Source organism: Aquaspirillum sp. LM1 (assembly GCF_002002905.1).
In the GTDB taxonomy this organism is placed as follows: Bacteria; Pseudomonadota; Gammaproteobacteria; order Burkholderiales; family Aquaspirillaceae; genus Rivihabitans.
The window spans coordinates 1,053,565-1,066,019 of record NZ_CP019509.1 but is presented as its reverse complement, the minus strand read 5'-3'; the positions used below and the strand labels follow the sequence as shown (position 1 = coordinate 1,066,019).

The 12,455-nt window shown below is 60.4% G+C and carries 11 protein-coding genes; 4 read left to right on the top strand and 7 right to left on the bottom strand.

Annotated features, from left to right (window positions below; genetic code table 11):
• Nucleotides 1-14 precede the first annotated feature (14 nt).
• The 3 genes from BXU06_RS04690 to BXU06_RS04680 form a co-directional block, all read right to left on the bottom strand.
• Nucleotides 15-755: a UDP-2,3-diacylglucosamine diphosphatase gene (locus BXU06_RS04690; RefSeq protein ID WP_077297292.1), complete on the bottom strand. Its 741-nt coding sequence runs from the start codon at nucleotides 753-755 to the stop codon at nucleotides 15-17.
• An 85-nt stretch (nucleotides 756-840) separates the two neighbouring features.
• Nucleotides 841-1,347 (bottom strand): peptidylprolyl isomerase, encoded by a 507-nt coding sequence (locus tag BXU06_RS04685; protein ID WP_077297290.1) that lies wholly within the window; start codon nucleotides 1,345-1,347, stop codon nucleotides 841-843.
• Nucleotides 1,348-1,438: 91 nt separating this feature from the next.
• The gene (locus BXU06_RS04680; protein ID WP_077297288.1) at nucleotides 1,439-2,011 is read right to left on the bottom strand and encodes a peptidylprolyl isomerase; all 573 of its coding nucleotides are present in this window, start codon (nucleotides 2,009-2,011) and stop codon (nucleotides 1,439-1,441) included.
• A gap of 145 nt (nucleotides 2,012-2,156) precedes the next feature.
• Here BXU06_RS04680 and BXU06_RS04675 point away from each other — a divergent pair, with 145 nt between their 5' ends.
• A complete protein-coding gene (locus BXU06_RS04675) occupies nucleotides 2,157-2,495 on the top strand; it encodes a DMT family protein (protein WP_077297286.1) in 339 nt (112 codons plus the stop codon).
• Here the strand turns inward: BXU06_RS04675 and BXU06_RS04670 are convergent.
• Complete coding sequence (locus BXU06_RS04670) at nucleotides 2,479-4,407, bottom strand: diguanylate cyclase (RefSeq protein WP_077297284.1); 1,929 nt, start codon at nucleotides 4,405-4,407, stop codon at nucleotides 2,479-2,481. The genes BXU06_RS04675 and BXU06_RS04670 overlap by 17 nt on opposite strands.
• Nucleotides 4,408-4,601: 194 nt before the next feature.
• On the opposite strand from BXU06_RS04670, the gene BXU06_RS04665 reads away from it, so the two are divergent.
• Nucleotides 4,602-7,418: a valine--tRNA ligase gene (locus BXU06_RS04665; RefSeq protein ID WP_077297282.1), complete on the top strand. Its 2,817-nt coding sequence runs from the start codon at nucleotides 4,602-4,604 to the stop codon at nucleotides 7,416-7,418.
• Nucleotides 7,419-7,528: 110 nt separating this feature from the next.
• Here the strand turns inward: BXU06_RS04665 and BXU06_RS17255 are convergent, their stop codons facing one another.
• Nucleotides 7,529-8,611 (bottom strand): hypothetical protein, encoded by a 1,083-nt coding sequence (locus BXU06_RS17255; protein WP_150125101.1) that lies wholly within the window; start codon nucleotides 8,609-8,611, stop codon nucleotides 7,529-7,531.
• A gap of 144 nt (nucleotides 8,612-8,755) precedes the next feature.
• Nucleotides 8,756-9,175, bottom strand: coding sequence for a hypothetical protein (locus BXU06_RS17250; RefSeq protein ID WP_150125100.1), 420 nt, complete (start codon nucleotides 9,173-9,175; stop codon nucleotides 8,756-8,758).
• A 496-nt stretch (nucleotides 9,176-9,671) separates the two neighbouring features.
• Here BXU06_RS17250 and BXU06_RS04655 point away from each other — a divergent pair, with 496 nt between their 5' ends.
• A complete protein-coding gene (locus BXU06_RS04655; RefSeq protein WP_077297278.1) occupies nucleotides 9,672-10,184 on the top strand; it encodes a DUF2867 domain-containing protein in 513 nt (170 codons plus the stop codon).
• On the top strand, nucleotides 10,181-11,665 hold the full coding sequence (locus tag BXU06_RS04650; protein WP_216352539.1) for an amidase: 1,485 nt from the start codon (nucleotides 10,181-10,183) through the stop codon (nucleotides 11,663-11,665). Before BXU06_RS04655 ends, BXU06_RS04650 begins: the two co-directional genes overlap by 4 nt.
• Here BXU06_RS04650 and BXU06_RS04645 read toward each other — a convergent pair.
• Nucleotides 11,653-12,411, bottom strand: a complete 759-nt coding sequence (locus BXU06_RS04645; RefSeq protein WP_077297276.1) for a molybdopterin-binding protein — start codon at nucleotides 12,409-12,411, stop codon at nucleotides 11,653-11,655. The genes BXU06_RS04650 and BXU06_RS04645 overlap by 13 nt on opposite strands.
• Nucleotides 12,412-12,455 lie beyond the last annotated feature (44 nt).

Below are 12,455 nucleotides of genomic sequence, written 5' to 3'. Positions count from 1 at the left end.
TTTTCAGCGTATCCCTAATCCGGCAGGATGGTCACCGGCCAGCTCCCGGCCAGCACCCCGGACGGGGTGATCTGCAGATAGCCGCCGCCCTCGTTGCGCCAGTCGCGCACCACCCAGCGCTGGCGCAACTGGCCGGCGTGCAGCCACTGGTGCTGGGCTGGCCGGTGGGTGTGGCCATGAATCAGGATGCTACCCGGCGCGGCGCGGTCGAGCAGCGCGTCTACCGCCTGGAGGTTCACATCCATGATGGCCGCAGGCTTGTCGGCCTTGGCCTGACCGGTTTCCTGACGCACCGCGCCCACCAGCCGGGCGCGCCAGCCCAGCGGCAGTGCCAGAAACAGCTGTTGCAGCCAGCGCTGGTGTACCCTGGCACGAAACCGCTGATAGGCCAGGTCGTCGGTGCACAGGCCATCGCCGTGGCTGAGCAGATAGGGCTGGCCATACAGCGTCAGCGGATGCGGGTCGGCCAGCAGGGTGACGCCACTGTCGCGGGCAAAGCGGCGGCCCAATAAAAAATCCCGATTGCCACGCAGCAGGAACACTGGCGTGTGCCGGGCAAATTCGGCCAGCCAGGCGCAGCATTGCCGGCTGAATGGCCGGCGGTCGTCGTCGCCCAGCCAGAATTCAAACAGATCGCCCAGAATATACAGCGCGTCCACTTGGCCGGCGTGCGCCTGCAAAAAGGACTGAAACGCCTGGTTAAGCGCCGGGGTGGCAGGCGAGAGGTGCAGGTCGGCAATAAACAGTGTGGTCACGGTAAGCAGGCCAGGAGAAAAACCGCCCCGCGCAGCAGGGCTGGGCAGGGCGGATGCGCAAACGCGCGCGCGGACGCACAGGCAATCAGGCGGCGGCGTCTTCGATGATTTCCGCTTTTTCGATCACGATGTCTTCCACCGGCACATCCTGATGCTGGCCGCTGCGGCCGGTTTTGACCGTCTTGATCCGGTCAACCACATCCTGGCCTTCCACCACTTCGCCAAACACGCAGTAGCCCCAGCCGTGCATGTTTTCTGCGGTGAAGTTCAGCGAGGCGTTGTTCGACACATTGATGAAAAACTGTGCGGTGGCCGAATGCGGGGCCATGGTGCGGGCCATGGCGATGGTGTACGGCTTGTTTTCCAGGCCGTTATTGGCTTCGTTGGGGATAGGCTCGCGGGTGGGCTTTTGCACCATGCCCTGGGCAAAGCCACCGCCCTGGATCATGAAGCCGTTGATCACGCGGTGAAACACCGTCCCGTCGTAGTGGCCGCTGCGCACGTATTCTTCAAAGTTGGCCACGGTTTTCGGGGCTTTTTCGGCGTTCAGTTGCAGGGTAATCACACCCAGGTTGGTGGTGAGCTTGATCATGCGGGAAGTCCTTGTCACAAATCGCAAAGGGAAAAAACGGGTTAACCGCGCCGGCCCGGTGCCAGACAGCAGCGCCACGGCCAGCACGACATCATTCGGCCTTGACCACGGCTTTTTCAATCACCACGGCTTCCATCGGCACATCCTGATACATGCCACGGTTGGTGGTGCGCACCCGGCTCATGCGTTCCACTACGTCCATGCCCTGGGTGACCCGGCCAAACACGGTGTAGCCCCAGCCTTGCGCCGTGGGCGCGCGGTGATTGAGAAAGCCGTTATTGCCCACGTTGATGAAAAACTGCGCGGTGGCCGAGTGCGGGTCCATGGTGCGGGCCATGGCCAGCGTGCCCGGCTCGTTTTTCAGGCCATTATTGGCTTCATTGGCAATGGGGGCGCGGGTGTTGCGCTCGACCATCGCCTTGTCGAAACCACCGCCCTGCACCATGAAGCCACTGATGATGCGGTGAAACACCGTGCCGTTATAGTGGCCGTCGTTCACATAGCGCAAGAAATTCTCCACCGATTTTGGCGCTTTTTCCGGGTACAGCTCCAGCTCAACCTTGCCCAGGCTGGTGGTCAGCTCCACCTTGGGGTTGGCTGCCCACAGCAGGCCGGGCAGCAGGGTGAGCAACAGCAGGGCAAATACAGAACGTAAGGTGCGCATCAAGGTATCCTGTCGGGCGGGCAAAGTCGGTATCATGGCAGCCGGCTTGCCTGCGGGCAGGCCAGCGCCGGGGAGCAACCGGGCACGCTTGTGCCGCCGGTCGCGCCGCATTCTATCACGCACTGTCTGTTATCGCCTGCCCGCCATGCCTGTTTTGTCCGCTGTGTTCCTGCTGATTTGCTCCAATGTGTTCATGACCTTTGCCTGGTATGCCCACCTGAAAAACCAGGCGGCCAGCCCGTGGTGGATGGCCGCGCTGGCCAGCTGGGGCATTGCGCTGTTTGAATACCTGCTGCAGGTGCCGGCCAACCGGATTGGCTATACGGCGCTAAGCCTGTCCCAGCTGAAAATCATCCAGGAAGTGATCTCGCTGAGCGTGTTCATTCCGTTTGCCGTGCTGTATATGGACCAGCCATTCAAATGGGACTATGTCTGGGCAGCGCTGTGCATGCTGGGCGCGGTGTATTTCATGTTTCGGGGGTGAGCGCCGCTGCGGGCGGCTCGTCCAGCGGTTCGGCGCTGACCACCCGGTTGCGCCCCTGGTGCTTGGCCTGATACAGCGCCTCGTCGGCGCGGGCCAGCAGCGCATCCAGCGATTCGCCTTCGTGCAGCATGGCCAGGCCAATGCTGATGGTAATGCGCACCGGCTCGTGCTCACCGGGGACGGGCATGGCGGCGGAGGCCACCTGCACGCGCAGGCGTTCGGCCAGCTGAAACGCCTGCAGCGGCGGCGTATCCGGCAAAAACGCCACAAATTCCTCGCCGCCCAGCCGGCCCAGCAAATCCGTGCGGCGCACATGATGCTCCAGCACCACCGCCAGGCCGTGCAGCGCGGCGTCACCGCAGGCATGGCCACGGCTGTCGTTCACTTTCTTGAAGTGATCAATATCCAGCATCAGCGCCGCCAGCGGTGTGCCCGTGCGTCTGGCCTCCTGGCAAAACTCGGTGGCGCGCTCCAGCGCGTAGGCACGGTTGGCCAGGCCGGTCAGGGCGTCGGTTTGCGCCTGGCGGCGCAGGGTGTCTTCCAGCAGTTTGCGGCTGCTGATGTCGTGAAAACCGCACAGCACGGCGGGCTGATGGTCAAAGGTGAGGTGTACCGCCGACACCAGCGCCCAGAAGCGCGTGCCATTGCGGCGCTGAAACTGCAGCTCGGCGCTGTCCAGCTGTTCGTGGTAGGCCAGCTGCTGAAAAAACCGCACTCGATCGCCCGGATCAACATAAAACTGGGTGGGGTCCAGCCGTGTCCCATTGCGCAGATCGGGGTCCATGCCAAACAGGCGGCAGGCGCGGGCGTTGGCGTACAGCAGGGTGCGGTCGTGCAGGGCGGTGATGGTCAGCGGAAACGGCAGGCTTTCCACCATATTGCGAAAGCGCGCCTCGCTTTCTTCCAGCACATTCTTGCGCGCCTGCAGCGCCTTGCCGTCACGGCGTTCGCTGCGGTAATGCCAGGCCACGCTGCCGCCCAGCAGCACCAGCGCGCTCATTGCCGCGTAGTAGGCATACAGCACGCGATACCAGGCTTGCAGATAATCACGCTCGGCCATGCCCACCAGCACCACATAACGGGTGCCCGGCAGCAGCCGCCAGGCATGCATGCGTGATTCATCGTCCACAATCGAATACGCCGAATAGCTGCCGCCGGTTTCGCCGCGCATGATGGCCTTGACCAGCGGATGGCGCGACGCCACCACCGGGCGGTTTTCTTCAAAATAGGGCACCCTGGCAATGGTGGCCATGGTCTCATCACGCATGGCCACTGCACCATGCTTGCCCACGCTGATGCTGGCAAACAGCTTGAGAATGGCGTTCTGGTTGACCGTGGCCACCAGCACCCCGGCAAACCGGCCATTTTTGTCCTCCAGCCGACGCGCCAGCACAATCCCGGACGACAGCGTGCCGGGCGTGGTCAGCAAGCGGGTACCGATAAAACGCACGCCTGGATCATCGCGCATGCGCACAAAATACTCCCGGCTCAGGCTTTCCAGCAGCTCACCATGATTGCCGGTGTGGCTCACCAACAGGCCACGGGCATTCATCAGGCCAAGATGGTCGGCAAAACTGGCCAGCGGCAGCGCCTGTTCCAGCAACTGCCCCAGCTGATGGGCCACGCTGGCGGATGGCGCATCACCTTGAATGGCCGCCAGCGGCAGGTTGGGCTCCAGGCTGCGCAGGGTAACGTCAATCTCGCGAATGCCCGCCAGCAGGCGCGCCTCCAGCAGCGCAGCGAGATTTTGCACTTCCTGGCGGGCGCGGCTTTCCTGCTGGCGACGGGCATCGACCAGCTGAATGGTCAGAAACAGGCTGAGCAGTAGCGTCAGCAACAAGGCCAGCAACGGCACCCGATTGCTGCGTAACGCCAGCCAGCGCACCAGGGCAGACAAAGGAGGAAGCAACATGATTCAGACACCGGCCCTGCTCGGGACGAAAACATCCTATTATGACATATTACTGAGCCGGCCTCACCCCTGGCAGCAGGGTTTCTCCTGCCGGCACGCAGCGCACGCCTGCGCGTGCGAGCAATGCCTGCCGCCTGGCCAAGGTGCGCTATAATTGCGCTCATTTTTCACAGAATTCTGCATAGCGAAACGTCATGGAACTTGCCAAAAGCTTTGAACCGGGTGATCTGGAAAACCGCTGGTACGCGCGCTGGGAAAGCGCCGGCTACTTCAAGCCGCACATGGACCTCAGCAAACCGTCCTTCTGCATTCAGCTGCCGCCGCCCAATGTGACCGGCACCCTGCACATGGGCCACGCCTTCAACCAGACCATCATGGACGGCCTGACCCGCTATCACCGCATGAAGGGCGACAACACCAGCTGGATTCCCGGCACCGACCACGCCGGCATCGCCACCCAGATTGTGGTGGAACGCCAACTGGCCGAACAGGGCGTCAACCGCCACCAGCTGGGCCGCGACGCCTTCATCAGCAAGGTGTGGGAGTGGAAAGAAAAATCCGGTGGCACCATCACCAGCCAGATGCGCCGCGTCGGCTGCTCGGTAGACTGGGAGCGCGAATACTTCACCATGGACGCCACCCGCGCCGAAGTGGTGAACGAAGTGTTTGTCCGCCTGTTCGAGCAAGGCCTGATCTATCGCGGCAAACGCCTGGTGAACTGGGACCCGAAACTGGGCACCGCCGTGTCTGACCTGGAAGTGGTGTCGGAAGAAGAAGACGGCCATATGTGGCATATCCGCTACCCGGTGGTGGGCAGCGATGACACAGTGATTGTGGCCACCACCCGCCCGGAAACCCTGCTGGGCGACGTGGCTGTGGCCATCAACCCCAACGACGAACGCTACCAGCACCTGCTGGGCAAACAGCTGCAACTGCCGCTGACTGGCCGCCAGATTCCGGTGATTGCCGATGACTACGTCGATGCCGCCTTTGGCACCGGCTTTGTCAAAATCACCCCGGCGCACGACTTTAACGACTATCAAGTGGGCAAGCGCCACGCCACCGCGCTGATCAATGTGATGAGCCTGGAAGCCAAAATCCTGGCCAAGGCACAAGTGTTTGGCTTTGACGGCAGCGTGCAAGGCAGCATCGACCTACCCGCCGCCTACGCCGGCCTGACCACCGCCGAAGCGCGCAAGGCCATGGTGGCCGATCTGGACGCCGCCGGCCTGCTGGTGGAAGTCAAACCGCACAAACTGATGACCCCGCGCGGCGACCGCACCGGCTCGGTGATCGAACCGCTGCTGACCGACCAATGGTTTGTTGCCATGACCAAGGCCAGCGAGCAAGACCCCACCGGCAAATCCATCACCCAGAAAGCCATCGACGCCGTTGAATCCGGCCAGGTGCGCTTTATCCCGGAAAACTGGGTGAACACCTACAACCAGTGGATGAACAACATCCAGGACTGGTGCATCAGCCGCCAACTGTGGTGGGGCCACCAGATTCCGGCCTGGTACGACGAAGACGGCAAGGTGTACGTGGGCCGCAGCCTGGAAGCCGTGCAGGCACAAGCGCCGGGCAAAACCCTGCGCCGCGACGACGACGTGCTGGACACCTGGTTCAGCTCGGCGCTGGTGCCGTTCTCCACCCTGGGCTGGCCAGAAGACACCCCGGAACTGCGCGCCTTTGTGCCCTCGCAAGTGCTGGTCACCGGCTATGAAATCATTTTCTTCTGGGTCGCCCGGATGATCATGATGACCACCCACTTCACCGGCAAAGTACCGTTTACCGACGTGTACATCCACGGCATCGTGCGCGACCACGAAGGCAAGAAGATGTCCAAGTCCGAGGGCAATGTGATTGACCCGGTGGACCTGATCGACGGCATCGCCCTGCCCGAGCTGGTGCAAAAGCGCACCACCGGCCTGCGCCGCCCGGAAAAAGCCCCACAAATCGCCAAGGCCACCGAAAAGCTGTTCCCCGATGGCATCCCGCCGTTTGGTGCCGACGCGCTGCGCTTCACCATGGCCAGCTACGCCAGCCTGGGCCGCTCGGTCAACTTTGACTTCAAACGCGCCGAAGGCTACCGCAACTTCTGCAACAAGCTGTGGAACGCCACCCGCTTTGTGATGATGAACGTGGAAGGCAAAGACTGCGGCCAGGATGAAACCCTGCCTTTAGAATACAGTTTTGTTGACCAGTGGATTATTGGCCGCCTGCAACAATGCGAAACCAGCGTCACCACCGCGCTGGACACCTACCGCTTTGACCTGGCCGCCCAGGACATCTACGAATTCATCTGGAACGAATACTGCGACTGGTACGTGGAACTGGCCAAGGTGCAACTGCAAACCGGCAACGACGCCCAGCAACGCGCCACCCGCCGCACCCTGGTGCGCGTGCTGGAAGTGGCCCTGCGCCTGACCCACCCGATCATGCCCTTCATCACCGAAGAGCTGTGGCAAACCGTCGCCCCGCTGGCCAACGCCAAGCACACCGACTCGCTGATGCTGGCCCCCTGGCCGGTGGCCGCGCCAGAGAAGATCAACGCCCAGGCCAACACGCGCATGGACGCCTTCAAGGACATGGTCAACGCCGTGCGCAACCTGCGCGGCGAAATGGGCATCGGCCCGGCAGTGAAAGCCCCGCTGTTCATCGAAACCCAGGACGCCAGCCTGGCCGATTACCTCCCCTACCTGAAACTGCTGTGCCGCCTGTCCGAAGGCAGCCTGGTGGCACAACTGCCCGAAGACGACGCTCCGGTGGCCATGGCCGGCGAAGCGCGGATGATGCTCAAGGTGGAAATCGACAAAGCCGCCGAAACCGCCCGCCTGACCAAGGAAATCGGCAAGCTGGAAGTGGAACTGGGTAAGTTGACTGCCAAGCTGGAAAAGCCTGGGTATGTGGATAAGGCTCCGGCACATCTGGTGGAGCGGGACAAGGCGCAGTTGGTGGAGTTTGGGGATAAGCTGGTGAAGTTGAAGGGGCAGTTGGGGAAGTTGGGGTGAGAGCTTGCATTAAGTAAAGGATGGATACGATATACGATTCGGGCGGTGCAGCCATACTGTATGCACCGCCCGAATCGCGTAAACCCCGCGCCCATTGCTCCCAGTCAGACCTACCCTGCCTGCTCGACCTTTTCCGCCATCAGCAGCTTTTCCAGCACCTTGGACATCTGAATCACCGGCTGGCGATTTTTTTGCCGATTGGCCGGGCTCAAGGTATCCAGCAATGAAGTTAGGCTGTTCTGGCTGCTGTATGCGCGTGTGGCTTTATGGCTAGCGCTTGTACTGGCTAATGTACTGCTGACCGGGGCTGATTGGCCGGTGGCTTCGCGCATGCGACTGGCACCCAGATTGTTGGCGGTTTTGTCAAGCAGATCAGTACTCATGCCCAGCGACATCAGCATTTGGTAACCCTGTAACAATTGCTTACGGTCATGTGCAGTCAGATAGCTCAATACATCACTGCCACCCTGGCCACTACTGGCCACGCTTTTGCCCAGATTATCCGGATGGGTAGGTGGTTTCTGACCATTGGGCAACACATCAGACAGGTAGTAGTGCTGACCAGGTGCGGCATACTGTTTATTTGGATCTTTTGGGCGAGTGGCCACATTAATTGGCTTGTCCGCCTGATCTGAGAACACATGAACAACTTTTTCCAAGAAAGCAAAATCCACAGCATGCTGCATGCTATTTGGATCAAGCTCCTTGCTTAGAAAACCATGATCTAATTCCGTGCTGGCGATAGCCAGGCTAGACTGAAGCCGATCTGCAATTATACTATCCCGCTCATCAAATGCCGGAATGATCCATTTTCCATCTGCCGTATAGCCACTCCCCATCGCTGGGCCAGATGGCCCGGCAAGGCGGTACATGGCCATATCAGCAGCCAGGGCATCCACCTGTTCAAGAGGTTGCTTATTTTCAGATGCCCAAGTATAGACTTTTTCCAGAAATTTACGGTCAGAAGTCGTCAGAAAATCAGCTGTATTAAAGTTTGTCATGCTAGTTGTTGTAACGGTTTTGACAGCTGGTGCAGAAACGGTGGGATCGGTAATTCGCCATAAGCGCTCCAACATAATAGCTGTACCACTACTCATTTTTTCGGCTCTGCTTGGCTGGGCAGTACTTGATGTAATGGATACACTACTAGCCAAAGAGTAACTAGGCATCGAATTGCCAATATTGGTAGCCATGGTAAGCCCTCAGTCTATGGTATGAAAAAATATGAATTTGTTGTGGATTTTTGTTCAATAAATAGATGATTCTTAAATTTAGGCACAAGTTTTATTCTCGCATAAGGAGCGCTAAAATTTCACGTATGCCTAATTTGGCCAGAACTACTGATAAACAACAGATATTCGATCTGCTGTACTTGAAACAGCTGGATAACTACCACCAACTAAAGTATGTCTAACCCAAAATGTCCCGGAAGCATCTAACCCATTAAAATCTTGGGTTGTACCTTGTCTAGCAGGGTAAGTTCTACACCCGCCAATTACAGTAGAATACTTTCCCGAATAACATATTTGAACGACCTCCGAAAAGTTACCATTAGCATAGGGGGTCCACTGCCAAGACAAAGAAGTAACGTAAGAAGCACCGGTAGACATATAAGTAGTGCTTCTAAATGGCATGGTCGCTGCGGTGTTACTAGCGTAAATAGTGTAGTGTAATGTATCTTTTGACCATGAACCGCTTACCGCATGACTCTGTGCAGCAAACCCCAGCATCGCACACATCAATATAAATTTTTTCATTACCAATCCTTTTCAATCTAAAAAATAAAATACATTCTATACGCACATTCAATGTAGACCTACTTTTGCCTTGAGTCAACCCTAAGATGAAAACTGTTGTATTTTAGCAAATTTCCTCATGAAATCATAACCTTCCACGTAGTTCTACCTAGGAAATTATACGTAAACTTACGTAATAATCGTGCATAATAAATTATATTTACTTGCCTATAAAAATAACTATCCAATGACAAAGCCGGGGCCTTCACACCACCCAGTGACACACATCTTTTGACGTGTAAATCAACGTCTCACATGGAGACCTCAGGGGGACACTAAACGATGAAGACCAGCGAGTCTTCTACCTGTTATGCACCACACTTTTCTCCATCCCCCAGCCTTCCAAAAACCGCCACTTCCCCCCGCTCTCCCCTCCCCCCATGTCGTTTCAGTACAAGACCACCACCGCTGACCCGCGCTACAGTCGGGGCCAGTGTGTTTGCTGGAGTGAGTCTGAATGTTTGCCGATTTTCCTGCTGGCTCGGTGCTGGCGGCTGAGCAGGTGCGTTACCCATACCGTGACTGTCACGCTTTTGCCTTGCCTGCCAATGCTGCGCAATCTGGCCCGATTTGCGCCGAGCGTTTGATCCTGGGCTTTCTGGCTGCCATTCCTGGCTGGGCCGAGGGCTTGATGCGCCTGCGCGACCGGCTGGCCGGGCCACTGGGCCTGAAAACCGCTCCGCCGGGCCGCCACGCGCCGCCGTTTGTGTGCGGGCAAACGCTGGGGGTGTTTACCGTGCATTGGCTGGCGGACAATCAGGTGCTGCTGGGCCAGGATGATCGCCATCTGGATTTCCGCTTGCTGCTGTGGGTGGATGGCGGGCGGCTGCATCACATCACCGGGGTGCGCCCGCATCATGGGCTGGGCTGGCTGTATTTGCTGGCGGTGCTGCCGTTTCATACGCTGATTGTGCGCGCCAGCGTGCGCCGGATGGCGCGTGGCTTGCTGGCGCAGGCGGGCCAGGCATGAGCGCCGGGCTGAGCATGCCGCCGGGGGCGGCGCAGGCGGCGCAACAGCTGGCGGCGGGTGAAGTGCGCGCCAGCGCGCTGCTGGAACAGTGTCTGGCGCGGATTGCCCGGCATAACCCGGCAATCAACGCGCTGGTGACGCTGGATGAAGCCAGGGCGCGGCGGGTGGCGGCGGCGATAGATGCCCTGCTGGTGCAGGGCGTGGCGCGGTTTGACGCCCAGCCGCTGCTGGGGCTGCCGGTGTCGATCAAGGATGCCTTTGCCACTCAGGGTTTGCGCACCACCAGCAGCCATGCCGCGCTGGCCCACTATCTGCCGCCTGAAGATGCCAGCCTGGTGGCCCGGCTCAAGTCGGCTGGGGCGGTGGTGGTGGGCAAGAGCAATTTGTCTGAGCTGGCCGGCGACCCTCAGTGCTGGAGCCCGCTGTTTGGCCCCACTCGCAACCCGTGGAACCCGACGCTGACGCCAGGGGGCAGCTCGGGCGGCAGCGCGGCGGCCATTGCCATGGGGTTTTCTCTGCTGGAGCTGGGCAGCGATATTGGCGGGTCGATCCGGATTCCCGCCGCGTATTGCGGCGTGGCCGGGTTCAAGGCCAGCGAAAACCGCCTGCCGCGCAGCGGGCATATTCCGCATCTGCCCGGCGCAGAACGCAGCGTGCGCCATTTGCTGTCGTTTGGCCTGCTGGCCCGGCGCGTGGCCGACCTGCAACTGGCGCTGCCCGTGCTGGTCGGCCCGGATGGCCAGGACAGCGAAACGCCGCCGCTGCCCTGGCGCAGTCTGCCGGCGCTTAACCGGCCTCTGCGCATTGCCTGGTGGGATGACTTTGCCGGCCTGCCACTGTGTGCGCGCACCACGCAGGCGCTGGCGCACACTGTGCAGCGCCTGCAAGCTGCTGGTCATGATGTGCAGCGTTGCGCGCCTGCCGGGTTTGACTGGGCCACCGCCTGGCAGGCGTTTGGCTGGCTGGCCGGCAGTGAAATTGGCCTGGGCCTGCCGCGCTGGCAGCGTTGGCTGATGGCGCACAGCGCCGGGCTGTTGCCGCGCGATGCGCCGCTCAGCCGGGCATTTTTGCACGGCACCCGGCTAAACCTGCGGCAGTTTCAATGGGCGCTCAACCGGCGTGAGCAGTTGATCAGCGCGCTGGACGGGTTTCTGGGCGAATGGGACGCCTGGCTGTGCCCTACCGCGCTGACCACGGCCTATCCGGCATTTGCCCTGCATCCGCTGCGCCCGCCCAAGCCATTATCGGTGGCCGGGCAGTCGCTGCCGTATATTGAAGCCACCCTGAGCCTGACCACGCCGTTTTCGCTGACTGGCAGCCCGGTGCTCAGCCTGCCGGCAGGCGCGGTGGCGGGGGTGCCGGTGGGGTTGCAGCTGGTGGGCCGACGCTGGCAGGACGAGGCTTTGCTGCAGGTGGGGGCTCAGGTGGAAGCGGCGCTGGGGCCGTGGCAAGCGCCGCCCGATCCGGATCAGCTGCGCTGAATCACTTCGCCCAGTGCATAGCCTTGCGCTTGCAGGCCGCCCACCAGGGTGTCCATGGCGGCGCGGGTGAGGCTGGCCTGGCCGGTCAGGCCAAATTCGATATGCGGTGGCAGAGTGTCGGTGCCAAAGCTGGGCAGGCTGGAAAAACGCACCTCGGGGTAACGGCTGACCATCTGCTGCATCAGATCGATCAAATCGCCTTCGCGGGCGTGCAGCGCCAGCACGGTGAGTTCGATATCCGGCGCGCTGGCAAACAGATGGCGGTATTCGCGGTCGAGCACGTCTTCAATCATCGGCCAGGCCATGCTGGGAAAACCGGGCACAAAGTGGTGGTGGTGCAGGCTGAAGCCGGGCATCTGGTTTACCGGATTGGCAATCAGCCGGCTGCCCTGCGGGATGTTCACCATATTGATCCGGTGCGGGTAGGCGTCGGCGCCAAAGCGCGCTTCCACCAGCTTTTTGCCTTCGGGGTGAATGACCAGCGGCACATCCAGCGCGGCGGCGGCGCAGGCGCGGGTGTGGTCGTCCGGGGTGGCACCAATGCCACCAAAGCTGAACACCAGATCGTCGCTGGCAAAAGTCTGGCGCAAGGTGGTTTGCAGGCGCTGCGGGTCGTCGCCCAGATACTGGGCCCAGGCCAGTTTCAGCCCTCTGGCGCTGAGGAGGTGAATCAGCTGTGCCAGGTGTTTGTCCTGACGTTTGCCGGAAAGCAGTTCGTCGCCAATGATCAATGCGCCAATTGCCATGATGGCCGTGTCCTTGAGAGAAGCGGCAGCACGCGTGCGATGCA

Excerpts from the sequence above, each read along its gene's own strand:
- BXU06_RS04650 (WP_216352539.1), top strand. The coding sequence starts at position 10,181 with ATGAGCGCCGGGCTGAGCATGCCGCCGGGGGCGGCGCAGGCGGCGCAA.
- BXU06_RS04685 (WP_077297290.1), bottom strand. The coding sequence starts at position 1,347 with ATGATCAAGCTCACCACCAACCTGGGTGTGATTACCCTGCAACTGAAC.
- BXU06_RS04655 (WP_077297278.1), top strand. The coding sequence starts at position 9,672 with ATGTTTGCCGATTTTCCTGCTGGCTCGGTGCTGGCGGCTGAGCAGGTG.
- BXU06_RS04670 (WP_077297284.1), bottom strand. The coding sequence starts at position 4,407 with ATGTTGCTTCCTCCTTTGTCTGCCCTGGTGCGCTGGCTGGCGTTACGC.
- BXU06_RS17255 (WP_150125101.1), bottom strand. The coding sequence starts at position 8,611 with ATGGCTACCAATATTGGCAATTCGATGCCTAGTTACTCTTTGGCTAGT.
- BXU06_RS17250 (WP_150125100.1), bottom strand. The coding sequence starts at position 9,175 with ATGAAAAAATTTATATTGATGTGTGCGATGCTGGGGTTTGCTGCACAG.
- BXU06_RS04645 (WP_077297276.1), bottom strand. The coding sequence starts at position 12,411 with ATGGCAATTGGCGCATTGATCATTGGCGACGAACTGCTTTCCGGCAAA.
- BXU06_RS04675 (WP_077297286.1), top strand. The coding sequence starts at position 2,157 with ATGCCTGTTTTGTCCGCTGTGTTCCTGCTGATTTGCTCCAATGTGTTC.
- BXU06_RS04680 (WP_077297288.1), bottom strand. The coding sequence starts at position 2,011 with ATGCGCACCTTACGTTCTGTATTTGCCCTGCTGTTGCTCACCCTGCTG.
- BXU06_RS04665 (WP_077297282.1), top strand. The coding sequence starts at position 4,602 with ATGGAACTTGCCAAAAGCTTTGAACCGGGTGATCTGGAAAACCGCTGG.